This is a genomic window from Streptantibioticus ferralitis, from assembly GCF_029223525.1.
GTDB lineage: Bacteria > Actinomycetota > Actinomycetes > Streptomycetales > Streptomycetaceae > Streptantibioticus_A > Streptantibioticus_A ferralitis.
Genome location: NZ_JARHTQ010000004.1, coordinates 347862 through 371736, shown reverse-complemented (window position 1 = coordinate 371736; position 23875 = coordinate 347862). Strand labels below are relative to the sequence as shown.

The following is a 23875-nucleotide window of genomic DNA, read 5'->3' as shown; positions in this document are numbered from 1 at the left end:
GCATGAATACGCCACCATCGCCATCTGGAGCGGAGCGGACTGACGGATCATCCGTCCAGATAGGCGCTCTCGTTCCGCTAACTCGGCCTGGCTGGGTAGAGGCCGGCCAACACTTGCTCGCTGGACTCGAGCTGGCCGTTCGCGAAGTCAATGACTCCGGCGGGATCGTCGGAAGACCACTCGAGCTGGTGGTCAGAGACACCGCGGCTGATCCACAGAGGGCCGTGGCGGCCGTAGATGAATTGGCTCGCCTGGGCGTGGCCGCCTTGGCGGGGGAGTATCACAGCGTCGTCGCTCGCGCTGCTGCCGCCAGGGCCGACGCCCTCGGCCTGCCCTTCCTCTGCTCGTCAGCGGTTCTCGACGCGCTCACCGAACAGCCAACGGAATGGGTCGCGCGCCTCGCCCCGGCGCAGTCCCACGGCTGGCAGATCTACGCAGACTTCCTCTTCAGCGCGGGCCACAGTCGAATCGCCGTAGCAGCCGACCCGAGTGTCTACTGGGCGTCTGGGGCCCGCATTCTGCGGGACTACCTCGCGCCACGCGGCGGCACCGTCATCGAACTCGACATGCGCGCGCTCGACCCCACGGCCGTGTGCGACGAGCTCGTCGACAATCGCGCGACAGCCCTCCTTCTTCTGGTCGGCCACCCGGAGCCGGCGGTGTCGATCGTCAAGTCTGTCCGCCGCGACCAGCGCCTCGCCGAGATCATGATTGGTGCTCCGGCCGGGCAACCGGAGTTCGCCGAATGGGTGACGTTGCTGGGCGACGACAGCGCCGCGATCCCGTTCTTGCGCTACCTGCCCGAGCGCCTCAGCCCACTCGGTGCACGAGTCGAGACGGCCCTCCGCGAGCGGCTGGCCGAAGCGCCCTCCTTCGTCGCCTTCGAGGGCTACGACACGGTCGCCTTCCTCGCCGATGTGCTGCGTTCTTACGGCGAGGACCGGGCGCGCATTGCCGAATCCTGGCCGCGCGTTGCAGTCGAAGGCACCCGCGGGCAGATCCAGTTCTCCCGCACGCCAGACATCAGTGTTTGGCAATGGGCTTGGACGCCAATCCAAGTCGTTGATCGAGATCCGGCGGAACCCGATCGCTTTCGGATCCTTCACGCCTGCTGAGAGAGCACGGAGTGCGCGCATCGAGCCCGCTCACCGCGCACTTTTTGGATTACGGTGCCGGGGGTACGGCGCTCGACGGTTTCCCTGCTCCGGCCGATCGCCCAGAAGGTATCGGTCGAGAGGCATCGGTGGACACGATCAAGGCCGATCCGCTCGGCAATGGTGTCGAGTTCGTACCTGTCGTCTCGGTGGATGATCAAGTCGGCTCTCCGGCACCGGCGTTGTTCGGTCACAAGTGGACGTGCCGGAAGTGGGTGGTCAACTCCCCTGCGTCGCCGAGGACGTGGAAGGCGAGTGCGGGCAGATGGTCCAGGTGGACATGGTCATGCGGAGAGGCGTGCTGCTCCCAGGGCAGACGGAGTGTGGAGACGACTCCGGGAGCCACCAGCAGCGGTCGTTCGCCGAAGACGGTCGCCGCGGCTGTATGCGCATGCCCGCACAGGAAGGCTGTGAGGTTGCGACGACGGCCGGCAAGTGCGGCGAGCCGCTCAGCCCCGAACTGGCGGATGCTGTCGATGAAGGGGACGTGCAACCGGGCCGGTGGGTGGTGGAAGCCGACGACCACGGGCACTCCGGCCGAGGTTCGGGCCAGCACGTCTTCCAGCCAGGCCAGCGTTTCGTCCGAGAGGAAGCCCTCGTCCTTGCCCGGCACTGATGAGTCGCACAGGGCGATCACCGCGCCGGCGGTCTGGTGTACCTGATTGATCGGCGCCGTCGAACCGGCTTGGCCCAGCAGGTGTCTGCGGAAGGCGTCACGCTCGTCGTGGTTGCCGGGACAGAACATCACCGGGTGCCGGCAGGTGAAGAGCTCACGGGCCAGCTCGTATTCGGCCGGTAGGCCATGGTCGGTGATGTCTCCAGTGACCACGATCGCGTCGAGGTCGTAGGGCAGGTCGTTGAGGTAGTCCACGACGGCTCGGGTGCGTGCGATGCTGAGCGGCCAGTTGTCGATGTGGGTGTCGCTGAGATGAGCGATCACGGTCATCGCGGTAAGTCCTTGTCACAGTGGGTCTGTTGATCCCTTCGGTCTCAAGCTAGGTGGCAACTGGACCAGATATAAGATCCAGTTCCATGCCGAAATCTTGGTCCGGCTCCCGGATGGACCTGCATATCGATCTCGACGCGGCAGGCGGCCGACGCGTCGGCCTGCAGTCGGCGCTGCGCAAGGCAATCCGCCAGGGACGTCTGGCCGCCGGGACGCTCCTGCCGTCCACCCGAGGGCTTGCTGCGGAACTCGGACTGTCCCGCGGCACGGTGACCGCCGCCTACGACCAACTGGTCGCGGAGGGATACCTGACCACCCGGCCGGGGTCGGGCACCACCGTGGCAGACATGCCACCGAACACCATGCCGCCCGAATCCGCTGCCCCCGCAGCGACAGGTCCCCGTCATGACCTGCGCCCAGGACTTCCCGACGTCAGCACCTTCCCCGTCCGAGCGTGGCTCGCCGCCACGCGCCGGGTACTCGCCGACTCCCGCCCCGAGATGTTCGGCGCCGGAGACCCGCAAGGCCGGATCGAACTGCGCACCGCGGTCGCTGACTACCTCGGCCGCACCCGCGGAGTGATCACCACTCCCGACCGCATCGTCATCACCTCCGGCTACTACCAGGGCCTGTGCCTGCTCAGCAGGGTGCTGGCCGCGGACGGTGCGAGGACCGTGGCGGTGGAGGATCCCAGCCACAACCTCTTCCGCGCCGTCGTCCAGCGCGCCGGACTCACCACTCCAGCGCTGCCCGTCGACGCCCACGGCGCCTGCGTGGACGCACTCACGCAAAGCATCGATGCCGTGCTGCTCACCCCCTCCCACCAGTACCCGACCGGAGTCCCCCTCCATCCCGGCCGGCGGCAGGCCGTCTGTGCCTGGTCGCGCTCATCCGGTGGGTTGGTCATCGAGGACGACTACGACGGCGAGTACCGCTACGACCGTCAACCCGTCGGTGCTCTCCAGGGCATCGCCCCTGACCGAACCGTCTACTGCGGCACCGCCTCCAAGACCCTCGGCCCCGCGCTACGCCTGGCCTGGATGGCCCTGCCGCCCCAGCTGGTGAACCCGATCGTAGAAGCAAAGAAGCAGGCCGACCTGTACACGGAGACCCTGTCCCAACTCGTCCTCGCCGACTTCATCACCACCCACGCCTACGACCGCCACATCCGTGCCGCCCGCCTGCGCTACCGCCGTCGGCGCGAACTACTTCTCGAACACGCGGCCACCGTCGCGGGACTGACCGCCCACGGCGTCCCCGCTGGCCTGCACACCCTGCTCACCGTCTCTTCCGACTGGCCACCGGAACAAGAGATCCTGACCGTCTGCGCCCAGCACGGACTCGCTCTGCGTGGTCTTGCCGAACTCTATGTCGACCCCAGTGCACGCCCCGCAGGCCTGCTCGTCGGCTTCGCAGCCCCGCCCGAACACGCCTACCGGGCAGCTCTCAACGCACTGTTCAAAACCGTCCTCAAGCTGGTGTCCGACCTGGAGTGACCGAACAAGACCCTGTGGCTCGCAGTGCGGCTGGCGTCGACCAGCGCCCAGACGTCATTTCCGTACGGCTCCTTCCACACCCGCCCCGGTACGCGGCCCGGTGGGCGGTCAAGACCGCCGATCCGGCTTGGGCCGAGACGGCCACGTCAGGACGTAGCTGGCACTACCAGGTCGGCCGGGCCGAGTGCAACGGTCCGCCGCATCGGCGAGCCGGTGCGCACCGGATGCTGCGCTGCGCACCGAGTAGGTGCGGACGCAGCGCGGGTCAGCTGAGCGTGAGCGTAGTCGTGGTGCTGTAGTCGCCGAGGGAGTTGGAACTGTCCGAGCCGTTGAAGATGGCGCTGATCGAGCTGCCTGGCAAGTGGAGGGCGCTGATGGGGATCGTCCAGGTGTGCAGGCCGTCGGTGTCGGTGATCACCGGGGTGACGGAGGTGACGGGGCTCCATTTGCAGGAGGAGGCGGTTTGTCCCGCGTAGTGGTACAGGGTGTTGTTCTCGATGCGGTAGTCGGCACCGATGTCTGCTGTTCCGGTGGCGATTGCACAGCCGGTGGAGGTGTTGGCGTCTGTGTCGATGAAGACGTTCTTGACGGTGTAGGGGAGGGTGTATTTCGCCTGGAAGGTGATGGCGTTGGAGGTGTGGGTGATGGACGGGTTCACGATGTGTGCCGCAGGTTGCGGCGGAGTGGTCACCGAAAGGGTGTTGGAGGCGGCCGAGGCCGCGCCGGTGGTGTCGGTCGCGGTGACGGTGAAGGAGTAGGTCTTCGCGGGGTTGAGGCCGCCGAGGGTGATCCTGGTGGTTGAGGGGGCGAGAGTCAGCAGGTGGGTGCCGTTCTCGCTGACGTCGTACGAGGCGAGGGCGGCGGAAGGAGTGGGAGTGGAAGCGGCCCAGCTGAGGGTGGTACTCGTGGCCTTGAGGTCGCTGTCGGCCAGCCCTCTGGGCGCGGTGGGCGCGACGCCGTCGGGCGACCTGGTGGTCACTGTGGTGCCGGGACTGGCCGAGGACTGCGTGCCGGCCATATCGCGGGACCGGACGGTGAAGGTGTAGCGGGTCGCGGGAGTCAGTCCGGTGGCGGTGAACTGCTCCGCGCTGGGGGACGAATTGCGCAACGAGCCGATCTTTACGTTGTTCGCGTAGACGTCGTAGCCGACCGCGCCCGTGGTCGGCGCCGAAGCCCACCTGAGGGTCGCCGTGGTGGCGGTGGCGTACGAGGCGGTGAGCCCGCCAGGCGTCACCGGGGTCTGGCTGTCGGGGACCTTGGAGTCCGCGAGTTCGGTGTTGAAGTAGCTCGGAGTCGGCATCGCTTGGTATGGCGCGGACGTCCCAGCGCGGTCGGTGGCGTAGAGGTAACCGGCGTTGTTCTGCTTGGACTTGGTGATGACCTTGGGCAGGTCGCTCTGCCGCACGTCGTGGACGATGTTCCAGAACTTGTCTGGGTCGCCGTGCAGTTGCCAGGGCACGGGGGCGTTGGCGGCAGACGGGTTGAGGTATTCCCTTTCTGTGCCCTCGAAGGTGACCAGCACGTCGGCGGCGTTCTCGTAGCACTGCGGGACCGGCGCGTTGGGGTTGGCCACGGTAAGACTGCCGCGGTGGGTGGTGTGCACGAAGTCATTGAGCCGACGGTAGTAGTCAACGTACTCATAGCTGCCGGGGCGGGGCCCGCAGGTGGTGGTGGCGTCGTCAAAGAATATGCCGTCGAGCGAACTTCCGTAGCGGGAGTACAACGCGTCGACGCCCTGTTCGGCCTGCACGAGCCAGGAGGTCGCGTCCGTTCTGCCGTCAGCGGTCGGTTTGCCCCTGAAGCCGAACCACCCAGTGTCGACATAGCCGACGACCTTGGTGCCGTGGTGTCGAATGGTACTGATGGCGCTAGAGCCCAAGCCGCCATCCAGCAGCCCGAGTTGGGATCCGGCGTTGGACAGCTCGTTCCAGGACGTGGTGTCGCTGGCTGGCATGTAGGCCGGAACCGCGATGCGCTGGCCAAGGCGGGGCGTCGGGGTGCGCTGACCGAGGATGGACGTAGTGTCGGCGGCTGGTGCCGCGCAGGCCGTCAGTGCGCTGGCGATGACGGCGGCGCCGAGGCGGCGCCATCGCGAGAGTAGGTGCGACATGCGGTCCTCCAGGTTTGCGCTACGCGGCTGAACGGGCTGCGCTCTGTTGAGCCTCGCCCCAGCTTGAGTGCGGACGACCCGTCATGGACAGGCCCGCCCGCGGGCACGTGGCGGGCTGACCGACCGTAGGCAGCGTTCTTGTGGTTTTTTTGTGAGCCGCCGACAAGCCCGTTACCAGGGAGAAGGCGATCGATTCCAAGAAGAGGCGCTCAGCTCGGAGCCGTCACCCCGGCGACTGCGCGGAGGTTCTACGTCGCACAGCGCACCTGCGCGTTGCGGTGGCTCGCAATCCTTTGGAACCAGCGAACCGCACGCGCCGAGGAGGTCGAGGTCCAGATTGACCGACTCCATCAACTGCAACGACGCGCAATTACCGTGGCCAGGTAATCGATGTGCAGAGTGGAGGCTGCACACGTTCGATGCCGGGGATCTGAGCGCGACTCTTAACGCCGCGGCCATGTCCCAGTGGCGCTCTGTCTCGTCCCGTACCGAGCGGGAGCCGATGACGCGGTAGTCGGCGGGAGCCGAACCCCTGCACGTCGCCGACGCGTGGTGCGCGGCGTTCATGTGGCACAAGTCCAAGGACGCGCCGCCCGCGATCACTCAGGATGTGTCCGGGCACTTCAGGACCCGGCTGGTACGGCCGCCTCGGATGCGACCCACGTTGAGATCCGGCGGCTGAGGCGGGAGTACCGGTTCTTCCACTGGCACCTGGAGTTTCCGGAGGTCTTCACGGTTCCCGAGGGCGACGGCGCTGGCGCGGGTGTGGACGTGGACGTGGACGTGGACCCGGCTACGGGGTGGGCCGGGTGGGCTCGTGTGTGATCGGCAATCCGCCTTGGGACAAGGTCGACTTCGAGGACAAGAAGTACTTCAGCGTTGTTGTGCCGTCGATCGCCGAGAGCTCGGGTACGGCGCGGCGTACACGGATCGCGGAGTGGGAGGAGGAGAACCCGGAGGCGGGCAAGCGGGGTCGGGCCGAGCGGCGGAAGGTTAAGTCGACGTTCTTGTTCGCGGGGAGCTCGGGGGCGTTTCCGTTGTGTAGGAAGGGTTTGACAGTGAAGGGTGTCAACTCCCTTCAGACCGACCAGCTTTTCGCGGAGCGGTTCGCGTCAATTGCGGCACCCAAGGGGCGCTTCGGGTGCATCATTCCGACGAGAGGTGGGAGCTCGACGGGAATGTGTTCGTGCGGAACAGTAAGCGGATGCTGCCGCTGTACGAGGGGAAGATGGCACACCTCTTCGATCTTCCAGTCCGACTCAGGCGGTGGCCTCAAGAACAACGAGAACGCCAAGTACGGCACGAACCGCACCAAGGACCTGGTCCTCGCCGAGTACGACCGGATGGCCCTGCTGGGTGTCTCCCTCGACACCCCGCTAGTCGACGCCGAGAACTACACATCCACCCTCACTCCGCCCCCGGGCCACGGCCCTCGCCATCCGGCACGGCCCGAAACCGCTTGAGGACGCACCTCGCGGCTGAGCCCACGGGCGGGCTCAGCCGCGCGCGGCGAAGCGCACGAACCGCGCCCATTCCGTTCGCCCGACCGTGAGTTGAGGCCCTGTCATGTCCTTGGAGTCCCGTATATGGACAGTCTCTTCGGTGACGGCCACCTCGACACACGCCCCGCCTTCGTTGCTGCTGTGGCTGCTCTTGAACCAGGTGAGTTCGGCCTGGACACGTGCGGGATGCTCGGTGCTCATGTTTCTCCCAGCAACTTCTCGATCGCTGTCAGGGAGTCACGGGGCGAAAGGGCCTGGGCCCTAATGCTGCCGTAACGTGCGGCCAGCATACGGACCTCTTCCGGATCCGTGATCAGCCTGCTGACGTTCTGGACTTCCAGGTATCCCACCTGCGAGCGGCCGTTCGGGGTGAGCAGGATGAAGGGCCCGCCCATGCCCGCGTGCTCGGCGCGGTCCATTGGCGTCACCTGGAGCTGCAGGCTTCGCAATTGGCCCAGTTGGAGGAGTTGTTCCAGCTGTCCTCGGTGTACCTCGCGTCCGCCGATTGGGCGCCGCAGCACGGACTCTTCGATGATGCACGTCACGATGGGCGCGGGCCATCGGGTCAGTAGCTCCTGCCGAGCCAGACGTGCGGTGACGCGCTGCTCGATCGTCTGCTCGTCAAGGAGCGGCATCCGCATACCGAACAAGGCTCGCGCGTGCGCCTCGGTCTTGAGCAGACCAGGGACCACGTGGTTGCCGTACTCGTGAAGCTCAACCGCCTCCGACTCCAACCGCGCATAATCCCTGAACCAAGCCGGATGGCGAACCCGTGCCTTCGCCTTGGCCCGCTCCACGTCCTCCTTGGCCGCGCTCAACAGCCCGCCCGCGCCGAGGAATTCGTCCGCCGCGTCCAGCAGCTCCGGCTGCGGAATCCGCCGTCCCCGCTCGACCGAGGAGATCGTCTCCTCCCCATACCCGAGCCGTTGGCCCAGTTCCCGCTGGGTCAACCCCGCTCGCTCGCGCAGCAGCTTGATCTGTCGTCCCAGCGCGCGGAACAGATCCACCGCGCCGTCACCCGCGTCCTCGTCCGTCGGGTCTGCCACCTCTTCACCGTCCCCTCCACCGACCGGGGCCGTCCGAGGAGCGGTGTCAGGGTAACGGCCGTACGCACGTACAGCTACCCCTGCGCACCCGGACAGTCACCCGGCGTACCCGAATCACTCCTGGTCAGGGTAGGCCCACTCGGACACGCTCAGTGATGTGAACCACGGAATCCAGGAAGTTCAACCACTCACCGCACCCTCGACCGCTCGACGATTCACGGTCCTCCTCTCCCCCACACGCCGTGGAGCCCGCCTCGCCCGCCTGCTCACGGTCGAGCAACTCCGCACCTGGGAGGTTCCGTTCGACATCGCGGACCGTGCCGAGCAGATCGTCGCCGAGCTCGCCGCCAATGCCGCACTGCACGGCCGCGTACGGGGCCGGGACTTCAGAGTGGAGCTCGTCCTGGACGCGGCAAGCAGCACGCTCCGTATCGAGGTGACCGACGCCCGTGGAGACCGCATGCCCTCGCCCGTCCACGTCACCGATCCCGATGGCGAGTCCGGACGCGGCCTGCTCCTCGTCGCCGCGTTGGCCGACCGCTGGGGAACCCAGCCGCATCCCCCGGGCGGCAAGACCGTCTGGGCGGAGGTGGGCCCCGGCGCACAGTGACACCAGGGCAGCGGAGCGCGCTACCCGCGCAGCCGCCCGCGAGATCGGCCCTACAGTTGCGAGTTCCAGCCGCGGTGGGAGCTCCGCCTCGCGGTCAGCAATGGCGATAGGGTCGGCCTATTCGCCGGCGTCACACGAGGACGGGATCGCCGACAGCTCGGTCTCGGTGGGCGTCGCGACGGGCTTCGGAGCCGAGCCGAAGCCGCGGTTCCTAAACCGGCCCTTAGGCAATGAACGACCCCAGCCATGGCCGGAATTATGCGAACCGCCTTCATCAGTGGTCGCACTGACCTCAGAATACGCAGGTGACCGCACACGACACCGGGTTCGTCTACGTCATGAGCAACCCGGCGATGCCTGACATGGTGAAGATCGGGTTCACGACCCTGCTGCCGGAGGCGCGTGCCAAGAAGCTGTCCGACCACAGCGGCGTGCCCCTGCCGTTCGAGGTCCGCTTCCGGGCGCTCACCATGCGCTGGCCAGCCGTCGAGCGGCTGGTGCATCGGCGCCTGGACGGGCAACGAGTCTCGCCACGTCGAGAGTTCTTCACCACGTCCATCGAGTCGGCCGTGGAGACCGTCCGTGAATGCGTGCTGGAGGTCAACGGGATCGATGCCTGGGTGCCGGAAGACATTCGCACCATTGGGGGCCAGGATCGGATCGTACTGCCGCTGGAAGCAGGAGAGGTGTTCATACTGCTGGCGCAGCCCGCACCGCTGACCGGCGGCGGCTGGCAGCCCCTCGACCTCTGGCAAGCTCATTCCACCGGCGACCAGTTGGAGATCTACGCTGCGGAACGTCCCGCTGACACCGCCGGGTTCAGCGACGGGGACGCCGGGGGCGACGTCGACCCCGTGCCCTACCTCGACGCGTCGCGGCTCGTCGCCAACGGGGTGCTCAACGGCAAGGAGCGACTCGCTCCCGGCGACCGCCTGCTCTGGCTGCGCGACGCGGATGGCCCCGACTCGTGCACCAGCGTCCTGTTCGAGGCGAAGGCCTACTGCCAGGTGGCCTGCCGTACCTGGAGCCCCCAGTTCACACCCGAGGGCTTCCCACTGGTCCTCAACGCGCTCGGTCGTGAGCCGTCAACCGCCATGATCTCCGCGGGCCGCAGCGCGTGCGACCTGCCGGGACCCCGGACGTGGGGGCCTCGCCCCAAGGTACGTGAGGAACCAGCCTTCCCCGTGCCCGGCCCAGAACGATGGCTGCCTCAGCTGCAACCGAAGTCGAGCCGCCGTCCCCTGTCCGGCGAGGTACCAGGGGTCGAGAAGTTCGGGGTCCGTGACGCGCAGATGGTGTAGGCCGGAGCTCGGATAGGCTCCCGCATCCTCGTCGGTGGCAACACGGGCCAGAATCTCGCGTGCCATCGCAGGAAGCAGGATGTCGCCTGCCCGGACCGGTGGGCAGCGCACGGGATCCTCAGGGCCCGGCCCCGTCCCGGAGGCAGGGCGCCCCGAGGCGATGTCTCCCGCGGTGAGGAACCGTGCTTCCCTTGCCCCGGCCGACTGCCTCCGGACCGCAGCCGTCACGGTGAGGCGGAATCCGCAGTCACCGGCCGCGCGCTGCATCTGCGGTCCGCGCCCGCGCGCGTACGGTGCGACGGGCCGCGGCGGCGTCGAGCAGCTGGGCGGCCGTGCGGCGTTCGGAATGCACGGCGAGAGGCGTCGCTGTTTCGGTGTGGTAGCGGCCAAGCAGTTCGGGGCCAAGGTGCGGGGCCGAGCCCTGGGCGGCGCGCAGCAGGAGAGCGTCCTTTTCCCGAGCGGGCAACTTCGCGATCCAGTGGGCCAGCCCGGGATCGTTGCCAGGGGTTTGGTCCAGCGACGGACTCGCTTCGGCGGCCGCGGCGAGCAGGTCGGCGTCCAGATGGAGGAAGTCAGCGAGCGCCTGCTGCGGGCCGGTGAGTTGAGCGAGTCCCGCGGGCACGGGGGGTTCGTGCTCGTTCTGGTATGCCGTCTCGTCGTCGTCCTGCAGCTCCCACAGTGCGAGACCGACCAGCCAGGCCAGGTAGAGGGCGCGGTGGTCGCCGACAGCGAGCTCAGTCCGCACGCCGACGATCGCGGACAGCGCCGACTCTTCGCCCTCGTCCCAGTCGTCCCCCTCATCGGGGCTGTAGCGCAGGTCGAGGATGGTGTACCGGTCGTTCGTCCACGCTTCCAACGCGTCCTCGCAGCAGTACGGTTCCACGGCGGTGAGCGGGAGTTGTGCTGCGGGGAGCCGCAACATGACTTGCCGGGTGCCCCAGTTGGCCAGGTACAGGTGGCCGTCGTAGAACTGCTCCATCAGGCGGTGCGGATCGCCCCGGAAGTCGCCCCAGTGGTACTCGTTGCTGAAATGTGTCGAGGTGATCCGGGCCCGCGTGGACAGCGCCCGCACGCTCTGGAGTTCCTTCTGGGTCAACGGGCGGTCGACGGCAAGGAATTCGTAGTACTGGTACTCGCTCACAGCCGCCCAGCCTATCCGCCCGCAGACCGCACACGGTGCCCGCTCCAGCGCGCCGCGGGCCCGAACGCGCCCGGCGAGCAGGCAATCGCCCCGCCGGAAGCGGCGGCGGTAGCGCGGACTTCCACCACCAGGCCCCGGGATCGGCAGCGCTGCCAGACCAGCCGCCATGCTGGCGATGGCTGCTGCTGCCACTCTCATGAATGATGGCGGGGTTCCAAGCCGCGGGCTACGGTAGATCCAGCTCACCGCCCGGCCACCCACCCAGGTCGAGTGGGCTCGATCCCCCCTCGGACACCAGTAGAAACCCCAGGTGAACTGGGGCTTTTTCTGTTTTCCGGCACACTCCGGAGCGGGCGGTTCGTCGGCGTGTGCCCGGGCGGCGGCGGTCGCCCACCGCCGCCGCCTTGGGCGATGGCGATCACGCTGTCATGCGCGGTCGGCCAGGTGTCCCCGGAGGAACTCGCCGGCGCGGGTGAGGGCCGCGTCGCCCTCGTCCAGGACGGCGGCGAAGGCCTGGAACACATGCAGGACCTGGGGTGTGACATCGAGAGTGACTGCCACGTGGTGGGCGGCGGCGCGGGCCGCCAGCCGCACCGCGTCGTCCAGAAGGTACTCGTGCGAGCCCGCCTGGATGAGCACCGGCGGCAGGCCGGTCAGGTCCGCGTGAACCGGGCTGAGCAGGCCGTCGAGCGGGTCGGCGCCCTGAAGGTAGTCCTCGGCGCGCACACGCAGGGCAGCAGCGTTGATCACCGGGTCGACTCCGGCGTCGCTGGTGCGCGCGGGCACTGTGAGGTCTGCCCATGGCGAGAACAGGACGGCGCAGGAAGGCTGGGGCAGGCTCCCCTCGTTGCGAGCGGCGAGCATGACGGCGGTGGCGAGGTTGGCGCCAGCCGATTCGCCCAGGACGGCGATCGGCTCCGCGCCTCGCTCGCGTTCCACCAGGGCCCGGTAGGCGTCCAGAGCGTCGTCGAGCGCCGCGGGCCAGGGGTGTTCCGGGGCGAGCCGGTAGTCGACGGACACGACACGGACGCCGGCCTTGCGGGCCAGGTCGGCCGCCAGGCCGACCGAGGCCTGCGCCGACCCGACCGCGAAGCATCCGCCGTGAAAGTAGAGGACGACGCCGTTCGTCACGGCACTGGCGACCTGGACGAACACCACCGGGATGCCGCCGAGCACCCCGGGCTCGGCGATCACGTCGTCGGGAACCGGGCGCGCGGACACCAACTGCTGGAACAGCTCGCGCTGTTCGGTGACGTCGCCGCCGAGGTCGACCGGCGACCGGCGCAGTATCTGATCGACCATCTCACGCTGCTGCTGACTCATGGTTCGGCTTCCTTCCGACGCGGTCGCTGTGCGGCCGTAGGCTCATGGAGGCGAGATTTACTATAGCCCTAATGCAGATAGTGCTAATCTAGTTAGCGCTAATCCATATAGCAAGAGGAGACTCCGTGGACCTGCGGAAGGTGTTCGACGACCTGGTGCGCTTCGAGACCGACCTGTGGAACGGGATCGACGCCCGGCTCCGGCACGACGGCGACCTCCCCCTGGGCAGCCTGAACGTGATGCTGGTCGTCGCGCGCACGCAGGCCTGCCGGGTCAACGACATCGCCGCGGCCCTGTCGATCACGATCGGCGGCGCGAGCCAGGCCGTCGACCGCCTGGAGAAACGCGGCCTGTGCACCCGGCAGCCCAATCCGGACGACCGCCGCTCCTCGATCGTCCAGCTCACCGCGGCAGGCCGGGAGCTGACGGAATCGGCCGGACGGATCTTCGACGAGGAACTCGCGGCACGGTTGGGCGGACCGCTGTCGGCGTCGGCACTGGGCCACCTCGGCACCGCGCTCGCCACACTCCGCGCCGCCACACCGCACAGCGCGTCGCCCGGCGAAAAGCCCTGACGGCGGACCGCAACCCGAGGGAGTACACACGCACTTGGCAGTGCCGCCCGCAGATGCCGGAACACCGCCTCAAGCGGACGTAGGGGTGACTCGAATGTCCGGCGGAATGCCAGCGTGGCACGTGCCTGACCCATCGGCGCCGAGCGGGAGTTGCTCCAGCCGTTCCCGCCGACGGGCCACCAGGAACACGTCCTAGTCCGCCGTCCGGTCGTGATCCGCCTCGTCACCGGAGTTGTCGGAATCAGCCGTGGCGGACTGTGGCGAGTCCGGATCCGGTGTCTCCTGGATCCCGTTGTAGCGGTACGGCCGGTAGCCCCTGGTGGCGAGATAGCGCCGGGTGTAAAAACGGCCGTCCTCACGGGCGTTGGTGCCCGCGTGGGCCTCTTCCAGGATCATGGCGGTGGTGTGGCTGGAGTCGGCCCAGCCCTTGAAGAGCACGACATGCGTCGAGATGTTGTCGAGCATGTCGCCGGGCCGCAGGTCGTCCAAGCTGTTCAGCTCGGTGGCGAAGTTCGGCAGCGTGCCGGTGGTCTCCCCGTAGTTGTTGGCGGAACTGGACGGCAGGTGCCAGGCCATGGAGACGAAGCCGGAGCAGTCCTGGCGGTAGGTGCCGTTGTCGTCGGTGTTGTACGCGTAGCGGTTGTAGGGGACGCCTTCGGTGATCCAGCTCTGGGCCCGCGCCATGACAGTGCCCCGAGTGATGCCCGGGGCATCCAGCCGCCGGATGTGGAACCGGTTGGACCGCCAGGCGGACCGAGCCCCCCTCGCGAGCTGGCGCGGGGTGGCGGTGGTGGGGTCGGCGACGGTCGGCTTGAACCGAGTGCTGTGCGCCTGGGGCTTCGCCTTGGCTACGGCCGAAGGCTTGGCGGCTGCCGACTGGTCGGGCGTGGCGGCATGAGTGGCGGGGCCACTCAGTGCGACGTCCGCGCCCGCTGCAACGGTGACGGACAGTACGAGGAACTTGCAGACGCTGGGGGGCACAGGCATGGTTACTATCCCGAAAAAGCGGAGAAATGTGGTAATTGGTCAGAAGTGGCGTGGCGAATCACCCTGGAGACGCGGCTGACCGGACCGCTGACCCGACGTCACCCGGACCCGTGGCACTCGACGGCCGCTCACCCCGGCAGGACCGCACCCGGTCCAGGCCAGCGCTCCGATCGACGCCCTGAACGCTCCGCCCGCCAAGTCCTGGCAGGCGGCGGGCGACCCGCACTTCCGGGTGCCCGGCGAGGTGACGGCGGCCCAGGACGGCGAGGCACGGGTGGCGGTGTCCGGCCGTACCCTGATCGCGATCCTCGCCGCGCTCCATTCGGTGATGCTGCGGGAACGTGAGGGCGATCTCGGCAACTGGGCGCTGGCCGGCAAGCTCTACCAACGCATCGCGGAGGTGGTGGACACGGTGCGGCCCCGGCCCCAGGAGTGGGCGGACGGCCAGGCCGAGCGCACGGTCATCGTCATCGACGACCGCCCCGCGTGGCACTGACCGCTAAGGGCGCTTCAGCCCCGACGGCCGAACGCGGCGGCGATGTCCGGGAGTTGGCGACCGGTCGCCAACAGCCGGTGCAGCAGCAGCCGGGCCTTGTACGGGGAGAGGTCGCCGCCGCGGATCAGGCCCCGGGACAGCAGGTCGCGCTCGGAGCCCGGGAAGCCGTAGGTACCGGCCAGGACCGGGCCCGCGCCGGTGCGGGAGGTGAGGACGACGGGGATGCGTGCCGCCAGTCGCTCCAGCGACGGCACCAGGCCTTGCGGTACGTGGCCCACACCGAACCCGGCGACGACCAGCCCGTGGCAGCGGTCTTCGGTGCCGTCCAGCAGCAGGTCCAGCAGGAGGCCGTCGTCTGCGAGGGTGACGGTGTGCAGCAGGACCCGCACACCGTCGCGTACCTCCTCGTCGGCGGGCCGCAGCGCGGTGCGGTACGGGAGGCCGTGGTGCAGCCACACCTGGCCTTCGGCCACCAGGCCGAGCGGGCCGGATCCCGGCGAGGTGAACGCGGCGGGACTGGTGGTGTGGCTCTTGGTGACCGTGCGTGCCGCGTGGATCTCGTCGCCGAGCACGACCACGCATCCGGCACCCCGCAGCAGTGGGGAGGACGCGGCGAGGATGGCGGCGTGCAGGTTGGCCGGGCCGTCGGGGCCGGGCTGCGTGGGGTTGCGCATCGCGCCGGTGACGACGACGGGGATGTCGCCGCGGTGGAGCAGATCCAGGTAGAAGGCGGTCTCCTCGATGGTGTCGGTGCCCTGGACGACGACGATGCCGTCCGTGCCGCCCGCCGTCTCCGCCGCGATGGCACTGTGCAGGGCGTCCAGGTCGGCCAGCGACAGCGAGGCTCCGGGCAGGTTGCGGACGTCGTGGACGCGCAATGACACACTGAGAGCGGCCAAACCGGGGACGGATTCCAGTAGTTGGCGGGCGGACAGGGCGGGTAGCGCGGCGCCGGTCGCGGGATCCGTGGTCATGGCGATGGTGCCGCCGAGAGAGAAGACCGCGACGCTCCGGTCGCGCGGTTCCGTCGATTCCGCATTCACATCGATCGCCTCGGCTCCGGTCTCGTCCATCGCGCGCATACCGCTGTTCTTCCTACCACTGGTGTCGCTGCACTTCACATCCGTATCCGTCCGGCCGGTCGTGATGCGTGTCTGCCCTGACCAGGGCGCTGCGAGGGGCACATGATGAATCGTGCAACTGTACCGTCGTTTCACCTGAACGTGTGATGACAATCCTCTCCGGCGGCCGTCACCATTGTTTTGCAGACCACATGAGTCAGGGGAGGGACTTTCGATGTCGGTCGATGCTGGCCTTGGCGTGGAATCAGGTGGGGAATCCAGCGGGGCTCCTGCGCCGAATGGACAGGCTCGGTTGAGCCTCGGAACCGCGGCAGCCCGGAACTTGGCGACCACGACCAAGTCCGCGCCACAAATGCAGGGCATTACCTCACGTTGGCTGCTGCGCATCCTTCCGTGGGTTCAAGTGTCCGGCGGCACATACCGGGTGAACAGAAGGCTCACCTATACGGTCGGTGATGGACGGGTGACGTTCATCCAAACCGGGTCGGAGGTCCGGGTAATCCCCGAAGAACTCGGCGAGTTGCCGGTGCTGCGCGGTTACGACGACATCGATGTGCTGAACGCGCTGGCGGATCGGTTCGTGCAGCGCGAGTTCACCCCGGGGCAGGTCATCTCGGAGGCGGGCGCCGCCGCTGACCATGCCTATCTGGTCGTGCACGGCAAGGTGAACCAGATCGGCACTGGCAAGTACGGCGAGCAGGCCGTGCTCGGTGTGCTTGCGGACGGCGACCACTTCGGCAACCAGGTGCTGGCGCAGTCGGACAGCACCTGGGACTTCACCGCCAAGGCCGCCACCGCGGTGACGCTGCTCGGGCTGCCGCGGGAAGCCTTCCAGGCGGTCGTCGACCAGTCGGACTCGCTGCGGGAGCAGATCCAGCGGTTCCTCAGCGGCACCCAGCTGGCGCAGAACAAGCACGGTGAGGCCGCTATTCATCTGGCCTCCGGCCATGAGGGCGAGCCCGACCTGCCCGGCACCTTCGTCGACTACGAAATCTCCCCACGGGAGTACGAGTTGAGCGTCGCGCAGACCGTGCTGCGCGTGCACAGCCGGGTCGCCGATCTGTACAACCAGCCGATGAACCAGGTCGAGCACCAGTTGCGGCTCACGATCGAAGCGCTCCGTGAACGCCAGGAGCACGAACTCATCAACAACCGTGACTTCGGGCTGCTGTACAACACCGACTACAGCCAGCGGATTCACGCCCACTCCGGCCCTCCGACCCCGGACGACCTCGATGAGCTGATCAGCCGACGCCGCAACTCCCAGTTCCTGCTGGCGCATCCGCAAACCATCGCCGCATTCGGCCGGGAATGCAACCGGCGTGGCCTCTATCCGCACAGCATCGATTTCCACGGTAATGCCGTGCCGTCCTGGCGCGGTCTGCCGTTCCTGCCGTGCAACAAGATTCCGATCAACGGCGGTCACACCAGCTCGATCATTGTGCTGCGGCTCGGCGAAGACAACCAAGGCGTCATCGGACTGCACCAGACCGGGCTGCCGGACGAATTCGAGCCAGGGCTGTCCGTGCGCTTCATGGGCATCAACGAGAAGGCCATCATCTCGTACCTGGTGAGTGCCTACTACTCGGCCGCGGTCCTGGTGCCGGACGCGATCGGCATCCTGGAGAACGTTGAGGTGGCTCGCGCCCACAGTTGAGAGCAATCGGGTGGACCGCTGGGCGTACCGCCCGCGCCCAGCCGGTCCAACCCGTTCCGTCCCAGCGCTCACTGACGAAATCGCTCACTGACGAAGTCCGCTCACTGACGAAATCGAGGTGTGGCAACCATGGGAACGTCTACGCTCGACCGCGAAGGCCATGAGGCCGCGGCGGTTCTGGCCCGTACCCGGCTCACGGTGGACCCCGCCTTACGTGCGGCGGTTGACTCGCTGCCCGACTCGATGCGGCGCATCGCCGGATACCACTTCGGCTGGCTGAACGCCGATGGATCCCCGGCGTACGGCGATGCGGGAAAGGCGATTCGTCCCGCGCTCGTACTGGCCGCGGCACATGCCCTCGGCGGCACGGCCGGGCGGGTGGCGACGGCGGCCGCGGCGGTGGAGCTGGTGCACAACTTCACCTTGCTGCACGACGATGTGATCGACCGCGACCCCACCCGCCGCCACCGGCCGTCGGCCTGGGTGGTGTTCGGCACCGAGGATGCCATCCTTGCCGGTGACGCCCTTCAGGCCCTGGCCCTACGACTGCTGACCGAGGATCCGCATCCGGCGGCCGGTCGGGCCGCGACCCGGCTGTCCGAGTGCGTCATCGAGCTGTGCGACGGCCAGCATGCCGACTGGGAGTTCGAACAGCGTACGGATGTCTCGCTGGAGGAATGCCTGGCCATGGCCGAGGCCAAGACCGGGGCACTGCTGGGTTGCGCCTGTGCGCTGGGCGCGTTGTACGCCGGGGCCGATGACGCGACGGCCGATGCGCTGGACGCCTTCGGCCGCCAGGCGGGATTGGCGTTCCAGCTGATCGACGATCTGATCGGCATCTGGGGGGATTCGGCCGTCACCGGCAAACCGGTCGGGGCGGACTTGGCGGCCCGTAAGAAATCGCTGCCCGTGGTGGCGGCGCTGCGTTCGGGGACGTCGGCGGGTGCCGAGCTGGCTCGTGTCTACGGTTGCGATGACCCACTGTCAGCGGATGAGCTGCAGCGTGCCGCGGAGGCCATCGAGCGGGCGGGCGGCCGCGACTGGGCCCAGATGCAGGCGTGCGACCGGATGGCGGGAGCGATCGACCATCTGTCGGGAGTCGTCCCCGATGGTGTGGCCGCCGGAGACCTGCTCGCCCTGGCCGAGTTGGTGACCCGGCGGAACCACTAGAGGTGCCCCCGAGCGGCTGCGCAGGACCCCTCCCCCACCGCCCAACCGGCGGCCGTACCGCCGAGATGTCGCAGACGGCGTGATCGCCACTGCCGTGTCGCGTCCATGTCGTGCGGTGTTCGAACTCTGACCTCCCAACAGCCGCCAACCGTAGGTCGTCGGTGGGGAATTCCTCGAACAGACAGTGTCTGTACCCCGGGCGTTGTCCGAGAGCGTGGTGACATGCCATGAGTCAGCCAATCATTCAATCAGCGTCAGAATCGACCCCGGAAGCGGCAGCGAAGACGACCTCAGGGGGCATCATGAGACACCGACCACGAAGACTCCGACTGGCTTTGGCGGTGCTCGCCGCGTGCGGCGCGTTGGTGGCGGAGGCGGGGGTGGGCACGGCTCAGGCCTCTCCGGCGGTCAGTCTGCGGGCCGGTGCACAGGGGGTGATCGCCCCCGGGGTGCGGTACGAGGAGTTTTCGGTGCATGCCTCGCACGGCACGGTGTACGGGCATCTGCTGGTCGCTGACCTGACCAATCGTCATGTCTCGGTCGACCTGCTGACGCCGGGTGTGGTGGCGGCCCGGGAGCCGGTCTCCCGGATGGCCGACGCGCAGGGCGCGGTCGCCGGGGTCAACGGGGACTTCTTCGACATCGACGAGGCGCAGCACCCCGGTGTGGTCTCCACCGGTGCGGCGGTCGGCCCGGCGATCGCGGACGGTGTGCCGTTCAAGGCTGCGGTGCCGTACGGCCAGCGCTTCGGCCCCGCCCCGCCGCCGGGGACCTCGACGCGGGATGTGATCGGCGTGGGCTACGACCGGGTGGCGAGGCTGGACCGGCTGACACTCACCGGTTCGGTGTCCACCTCCGGCGGAACGATTCCGCTGCGAGGGTTGAACCAGTACGCGGTGCCGGTGGGCGGAGTCGGCGCCTACACCTCGCTGTGGGGCAGGACGTCCCGCGAACGAGCGGTGTGCGGCAGCGACCAGTTGCGGTCCGCTCCGTGCAGTCGCGACACCTACGAGGTGACGGTACGCCGGGACCGGGTGACCGCGGTGTCCAACCGACCGGGTGCCGGGGCGGTATCGCGTGATGGCTTCGTACTGGTGGGGCGGGAAGGTGGGGCGCGGGCGCTGCGGCGGCTGCGTCCGGGGGCCCAGTTGCGGATGAGTTCGGGACTGTCGGGCGACGGCTCGCTGCGATTCGCGGTCGGCGGCTTTCCGGTGCTGCGCGGGGGTGCGCCGCTCGGCGGTCTGGACGGGGTGACCGCGGCCACCCGGACCGCGGCCGGTTTTGGTCCGCAGGGGCATCGGCTGTATCTGCTGGCCCTGGACGGCAGCGCGGAGCGCGGGGCCGGGCTGACCATCGCGGAGTTGGCGAGCCTGATGCGGCAGCTCGGTGCCGACTCGGCGGTGGACCTCGACGGCGGCGGCTCCTCGACGCTGGTCGCACGGTCGCCCGGCAGCCACCGGGTGACCGTGCGCAACCATCCGTCAGGTGGGGCCGAGCGTCCAGTGCCCGAGGGCATCGGACTGTTCTCCCGGTAGCCGACCGGGCGGGCGCGCCCCCACCGTGGCGACGGCCTGCGCGCCGGTACGGCACCCGGCGGCGGCCGCCTCCGCCGGTTCCGCACCGCGCAGCAGTGCCGCCAGGAAGCCACCGGTGAAGGCATCACCGGCGCCGGTGGTGTCGACCGCGTCACTCGGGACCGCGGGTATGCGGACGGCGGGCGCGCCTCGTCGCGCGACAAGCGCGCCTTGCGCGCCGAGCGTCACCACGACCGTCCGGTGGTCCTCGCTCAACTTCCGGGCCGCGTCGGCGGGTTCGGGGTTGCCGGTCAGCAGCTGAGCCTCGGCCGCGTTGGGCAGCAGCAGATCGGCGCCGCGGGTGGCGTCGCGTAGGACGGTCACTCCGGTCCGTGTCATGAAGCCGGTGGATGCGGGATCGACGCTCACGGTCGCTCCCCGTTCCCGGGCTCGGGACATGGCGAGTGCGGCGAGCCGTCGGCCGGTTGCGGTGAAGAGCAGGTAGCCGGAGAGGTGGAGGTGGCCGACGCCGTCCAGCAGCTGGTCGTCCCAGTCGTCGGGGCCGAGGTGGACGGCGGCTCCGCTGTCGGTGACCAGAGTGCGTTCGGCGGCCGTGTCCACCAGGGCGATCACCACTGCGGTAGGCAGGCGGTGGTCGGTGCGCAGTCGCGGCCGTACCCCGTCGGCCAGCAGTGCGGTGCGGTGCCATGCGGCGTCGTCGGCGCCCACCCGGGCCAGCAGTGCGACGTCCGCGCCGCAGTGCGCCGCCCAGGCCGCCGCGTTGGCCCCGGCGCCGCCCGGCCGTACCGCGATACGGGCGGGTGTGTCGGTGTCCGGGGCGAGCGGTCCGGTGTGCCGGGCCACGATGTCGGTGACGACCTCGCCAATGACCAGCAGTCCCGGCCCGGCGGTCATACGGCACGCGCCCATTCGGCGGCGATGGCGGTGGCCAGCCGCACATTGCCGCGCACCGCGGCGAGGTTGGCCTCCAGCGAGGCGCCTCCGGTGTGCCGTACCAGGTGGTCCAGCAGGTAGGGGGTGATGGCCTGGCCGGTGATGCCTTCGCGGGCCGCGGCATGCAGCGCTTCGGCGAGCACCCGGTCGTGCAGTTGCGGGTCGAGTTGCTCGTCCTCCGGCACCGGATTGGCGACGATCAGGGCGGACTCCGGGCCGTCGAGTGCGTCCTGGGCCCGCATCACGGCCGCGACTTCGGCCGGTTCGCGGACCGTCCAGTCAATGGGCTGGCCCGAACTGTGCAGGTAGAAGCCGGGGAAGGTGGCGGTGCGGTAGCCGATCACGCCCACTCCCAGGGTCTCCAGGCGCTGCAGTGTGGCGGGAATGTCGAGAATGGACTTCACGCCCGCGCACACCGTGGTGATCCGGGTGCGGGCCAGCAGCCGGAGGTCGGCTGACTCGTCCTGGGTGGTGGTCCAGTCGCGGTGCACGCCGCCGAGCCCACCGGTGGCGAACACCCGCAGGCCCGCTCGGGCGGCGAGGAACGCCGTCGCGGAGACGGTGGTCGCGCCGCTGGCCCGGGCCGCGATGGCGGGTGCCAGGTCGCGGTGGCCCAGCTTGCGCATCGCGGCGTCGTTGGCGACGCGCTCCAACTGGGCGGCGTCGAGCCCGACATGGGGGACGCCGTCGAGGACGGCGATGGTCGCCGGGACCGCTCCGCCCGCCCGTACGATCGCCTCCAGCTCACCCGCGACCCGTAGGTTGCGGGGCCGGGGCAGGCCGTGGGCGATGATCGTCGATTCCAGGGCGACCACCGGCGCCCCTCGCTGCACGGCGGCCCGGACCTCGGCGGACAGTTCGATTACGGACATGCGCGGCCTCCTGCGTTCGACTCCCCCATGTCTGGCACGCGCTCGGCCGCGGCAAACCCGCCGTGCCGATCACAACGGATCGATTTCGGTCAGCTCACCGTCCAGCTGGAGCCAGCGGGTGACACCGATACCGCGCAGAAACGGCACATCGTGGCTGGCGACGATCAGCGCGCCCTCGTAGGACTCCAGCGCCCTGGTCAGTTGCCGGACGCTGGCGATGTCCAGGTTGTTGGTCGGCTCGTCCAGCAGGAGCAGCTGCGGCGCGGGGTCGGCGAGCATCAGCGCCGCGAAGGTCGCCCGGAACCGCTCGCCGCCGGACAGGGTGCCGACGGGCTGGTCGGCGCGGGCGCCGCGGAACAGGAACCGCGCCAGGCGGGCCCGGATCACGTTGTTCCCCGCCTTCGGCGCGTACCGCGCGACGTTCTCCGCGAGGGTGAGCGCGTCATCCAGCACATCGAGCCGCTGCGGCAGATGCCGCACCGGCACCTGGGCCCGTACCTCGCCTGCTGCCGGGGCGAGTTGACCGGCGATGGTGCGCAACAGGGTGGACTTTCCGGACCCGTTGCGCCCGACCAGCGCGACGCGCTCCGGGCCGTGGATCTCCAGATGGGCCCGCGCACCGTGCACCAGTTCCGCCTCGCGCAGGGTCAGTACGGTGCGGCCGGGCGGTACCGCGGTATGCGGCAGGTCGACGCGGATCTCGTCGTCGTCCCGTACCGCGCAGACGGCGTCGTCCAGGCGTGCCTTGGCCTCGGCCACCTTCTCGGTCTGCATGATGCGGTACTTGCCCGCGGAGACCTGGGCCTCCCGCTTGCGCGCGTTCATCACGATGCGCGGCTCGCGCTTGGTGTCGTACATCTTCTGCCCGAAGCGGACCCGGCGGGCCAACTTCACCTGGGTTTCGGCCAGTTCGCGCTTCTGCCTGCGCAGATCGGACTCGGCGACCCGGACCATGCGTTCGGCGGCCTCCTGCTCCACGGCGAGTGCCGCCTCGTAGGCGGAGAATTTGCCGCCGTACCAGCGGACCTCTCCGTCGCGCAGGTCGGCGATCTGGTCGACGCGCTCCAGCAGTTCCCGGTCGTGGCTGACCACGACCAGCACGCCGCGCCAGGCGGTGACGGCGTCGTAGAGCCGGTGCCGGGCAGCCAGGTCCAGGTTGTTGGTCGGCTCGTCGAGCAGCAGTACGTCCGGTCGGCGCAGCAGCAGCGCGGCGAGCCGCAGCAGTACCGATTCCCCGCCGGACACCTCGCCGACGGTCCGGTCGAGACTGATACCACCGAGTCCCAGTTGGTCGAGGGTGGCGCGGGCGCGCTCCTCGACATCCCAGTCGTCGCCGACCGCGGTGAAGTGCCGCTCGCTCGGGTCGCCCCGCTCGATGGCGTGCAGGGCGGCCCGTACCCGGTGGATGCCCAGCGCCTCGTCCACCCGCGAGGTGGTGTCGAGGGCGAGGTTCTGCGGCAGGTAGCCCACCTCGCCGGTGATCCGCAGCGCACCCCGCGAGGGCTGGAGTTCGCCCGCGATCAGCCGCAACAGGGTGGACTTGCCGGAGCCGTTGAGGCCCACCAGACCGGTGCGGCCGGGGCCGACGGCGATCTGGAAGCCGTCGAAGACGGCCGTTCCGTCCGGCCATGAGAAGCCCAGGTCGGCGGTGGTGATGGAAGGGGACGCGGTAGACAAAAGGGCCTCCGGTTGCTCAGAAGAATGCGGGTGGGCAACACGTGGAGACACCGCGGCATGCGGCAACGCTCATGCGGGAGGGAAGGAAAACGCCCCGGGATGCGGAAGGCGGCTCACTGCTGAGGTCGCACACGGCCACGCGGGAAGTACGCGGGCGCGGTGTCTGCTAGGACCTCAGTAGAGCAACGGCCTTCTCCGATCGACGACAACAGGGCCAGGCACAACGGTACGCAAGGCCCCCAGGGGCGGCAAGAGCGTTTTC

At 68.9% G+C, this 23875-nt stretch carries 21 protein-coding genes; 10 read left to right on the top strand and 11 right to left on the bottom strand.

What is annotated here, in order from left to right; translation table 11 throughout:
- Positions 1–2 precede the first annotated feature (2 nt).
- Positions 3–1115 (top strand): ABC transporter substrate-binding protein, encoded by a 1113-nt coding sequence (locus P2L57_RS08935; protein ID WP_275811039.1) that lies wholly within the window; start codon positions 3–5, stop codon positions 1113–1115.
- A 229-nt stretch (positions 1116–1344) separates the two neighbouring features.
- Here P2L57_RS08935 and P2L57_RS08930 read toward each other — a convergent pair whose 3' ends face one another.
- On the bottom strand, positions 1345–2100 hold the full coding sequence (locus P2L57_RS08930; RefSeq protein WP_275811036.1) for a metallophosphoesterase: 756 nt from the start codon (positions 2098–2100) through the stop codon (positions 1345–1347).
- Positions 2101–2186: 86 nt separating this feature from the next.
- Between P2L57_RS08930 and pdxR the strand changes: the two genes are divergently transcribed.
- Positions 2187–3596 (top strand): MocR-like pyridoxine biosynthesis transcription factor PdxR, encoded by a 1410-nt coding sequence (gene pdxR / locus P2L57_RS08925; protein ID WP_275811033.1) that lies wholly within the window; start codon positions 2187–2189, stop codon positions 3594–3596.
- Between the two features lie 265 nt (positions 3597–3861).
- Here pdxR and P2L57_RS08920 read toward each other — a convergent pair whose 3' ends face one another.
- Entirely contained in the window at positions 3862–5706 is a 1845-nt protein-coding gene (locus P2L57_RS08920) for a spherulation-specific family 4 protein (RefSeq protein ID WP_275811030.1), read from the bottom strand.
- A gap of 821 nt (positions 5707–6527) precedes the next feature.
- Here P2L57_RS08920 and P2L57_RS08915 point away from each other — a divergent pair.
- Positions 6528–7169, top strand: a complete 642-nt coding sequence (locus P2L57_RS08915; protein WP_275811027.1) for a hypothetical protein — start codon at positions 6528–6530, stop codon at positions 7167–7169.
- A gap of 33 nt (positions 7170–7202) precedes the next feature.
- Here P2L57_RS08915 and P2L57_RS08910 read toward each other — a convergent pair whose 3' ends face one another.
- Both P2L57_RS08910 and P2L57_RS08905 read right to left on the bottom strand, forming a co-directional pair.
- Positions 7203–7409 carry a DUF397 domain-containing protein gene (locus P2L57_RS08910; protein WP_275811024.1) on the bottom strand — a complete coding sequence of 69 codons (207 nt, stop codon included), beginning with the start codon at positions 7407–7409 and terminating at the stop codon, positions 7203–7205.
- A complete protein-coding gene (locus P2L57_RS08905) occupies positions 7406–8254 on the bottom strand; it encodes a helix-turn-helix domain-containing protein (protein WP_275811021.1) in 849 nt (282 codons plus the stop codon). The genes P2L57_RS08910 and P2L57_RS08905 overlap by 4 nt, the downstream gene beginning before the upstream one ends.
- A gap of 157 nt (positions 8255–8411) precedes the next feature.
- On the opposite strand from P2L57_RS08905, the gene P2L57_RS08900 reads away from it, so the two are divergent.
- Both P2L57_RS08900 and P2L57_RS08895 read left to right on the top strand, forming a co-directional pair.
- Complete coding sequence (locus P2L57_RS08900; protein WP_275811018.1) at positions 8412–8864, top strand: ATP-binding protein; 453 nt, start codon at positions 8412–8414, stop codon at positions 8862–8864.
- Between the two features lie 305 nt (positions 8865–9169).
- Positions 9170–10165, top strand: a complete 996-nt coding sequence (locus P2L57_RS08895) for a GIY-YIG nuclease family protein (RefSeq protein WP_275811015.1) — start codon at positions 9170–9172, stop codon at positions 10163–10165.
- Positions 10166–10412: 247 nt separating this feature from the next.
- Here P2L57_RS08895 and P2L57_RS08890 read toward each other — a convergent pair whose 3' ends face one another.
- Positions 10413–11498 carry a hypothetical protein gene (locus tag P2L57_RS08890; protein ID WP_275811013.1) on the bottom strand — a complete coding sequence of 362 codons (1086 nt, stop codon included), beginning with the start codon at positions 11496–11498 and terminating at the stop codon, positions 10413–10415.
- Positions 11499–11732: 234 nt separating this feature from the next.
- A complete protein-coding gene (locus P2L57_RS08885) occupies positions 11733–12629 on the bottom strand; it encodes an alpha/beta hydrolase (protein WP_275811011.1) in 897 nt (298 codons plus the stop codon).
- A 125-nt stretch (positions 12630–12754) separates the two neighbouring features.
- On the opposite strand from P2L57_RS08885, the gene P2L57_RS08880 reads away from it, so the two are divergent.
- Positions 12755–13204: a MarR family winged helix-turn-helix transcriptional regulator gene (locus tag P2L57_RS08880; protein ID WP_275811008.1), complete on the top strand. Its 450-nt coding sequence runs from the start codon at positions 12755–12757 to the stop codon at positions 13202–13204.
- Between the two features lie 192 nt (positions 13205–13396).
- On the opposite strand, the gene P2L57_RS08875 is transcribed toward P2L57_RS08880, so the two are convergent.
- A complete protein-coding gene (locus P2L57_RS08875; protein ID WP_275811006.1) occupies positions 13397–14191 on the bottom strand; it encodes an NlpC/P60 family protein in 795 nt (264 codons plus the stop codon).
- 244 nt (positions 14192–14435) lie between these two features.
- Here P2L57_RS08875 and P2L57_RS08870 point away from each other — a divergent pair, with 244 nt between their 5' ends.
- Complete coding sequence (locus tag P2L57_RS08870) at positions 14436–14687, top strand: hypothetical protein (protein WP_275811003.1); 252 nt, start codon at positions 14436–14438, stop codon at positions 14685–14687.
- A 14-nt stretch (positions 14688–14701) separates the two neighbouring features.
- Here the strand turns inward: P2L57_RS08870 and P2L57_RS08865 are convergent, their stop codons facing one another.
- Positions 14702–15760, bottom strand: coding sequence for an asparaginase (locus P2L57_RS08865; protein WP_303656112.1), 1059 nt, complete (start codon positions 15758–15760; stop codon positions 14702–14704).
- A gap of 223 nt (positions 15761–15983) precedes the next feature.
- On the opposite strand from P2L57_RS08865, the gene P2L57_RS08860 reads away from it, so the two are divergent.
- The 3 genes from P2L57_RS08860 to P2L57_RS08850 all read left to right on the top strand — a co-directional run bounded on the left by P2L57_RS08860 (position 15984) and on the right by P2L57_RS08850 (position 20131).
- Positions 15984–17426 carry a family 2B encapsulin nanocompartment shell protein gene (locus P2L57_RS08860; RefSeq protein WP_275810997.1) on the top strand — a complete coding sequence of 481 codons (1443 nt, stop codon included), beginning with the start codon at positions 15984–15986 and terminating at the stop codon, positions 17424–17426.
- A 129-nt stretch (positions 17427–17555) separates the two neighbouring features.
- Complete coding sequence (locus tag P2L57_RS08855; RefSeq protein ID WP_275810995.1) at positions 17556–18596, top strand: family 2 encapsulin nanocompartment cargo protein polyprenyl transferase; 1041 nt, start codon at positions 17556–17558, stop codon at positions 18594–18596.
- 302 nt (positions 18597–18898) lie between these two features.
- On the top strand, positions 18899–20131 hold the full coding sequence (locus P2L57_RS08850) for a phosphodiester glycosidase family protein (protein WP_275810992.1): 1233 nt from the start codon (positions 18899–18901) through the stop codon (positions 20129–20131).
- On the opposite strand, the gene P2L57_RS08845 is transcribed toward P2L57_RS08850, so the two are convergent.
- The 3 genes from P2L57_RS08845 to P2L57_RS08835 all read right to left on the bottom strand — a co-directional run bounded on the left by P2L57_RS08845 (position 20078) and on the right by P2L57_RS08835 (position 23613).
- On the bottom strand, positions 20078–21025 hold the full coding sequence (locus P2L57_RS08845) for a carbohydrate kinase family protein (protein ID WP_275810989.1): 948 nt from the start codon (positions 21023–21025) through the stop codon (positions 20078–20080). The two genes, P2L57_RS08850 and P2L57_RS08845, sit on opposite strands and share 54 nt — an antisense overlap.
- On the bottom strand, positions 21022–21936 hold the full coding sequence (locus P2L57_RS08840; protein WP_275810986.1) for a pseudouridine-5'-phosphate glycosidase: 915 nt from the start codon (positions 21934–21936) through the stop codon (positions 21022–21024). The genes P2L57_RS08845 and P2L57_RS08840 overlap by 4 nt, the downstream gene beginning before the upstream one ends.
- A 69-nt stretch (positions 21937–22005) precedes the next feature.
- Positions 22006–23613, bottom strand: a complete 1608-nt coding sequence (locus P2L57_RS08835; protein ID WP_275810983.1) for an ABC-F family ATP-binding cassette domain-containing protein — start codon at positions 23611–23613, stop codon at positions 22006–22008.
- Positions 23614–23875 lie beyond the last annotated feature (262 nt).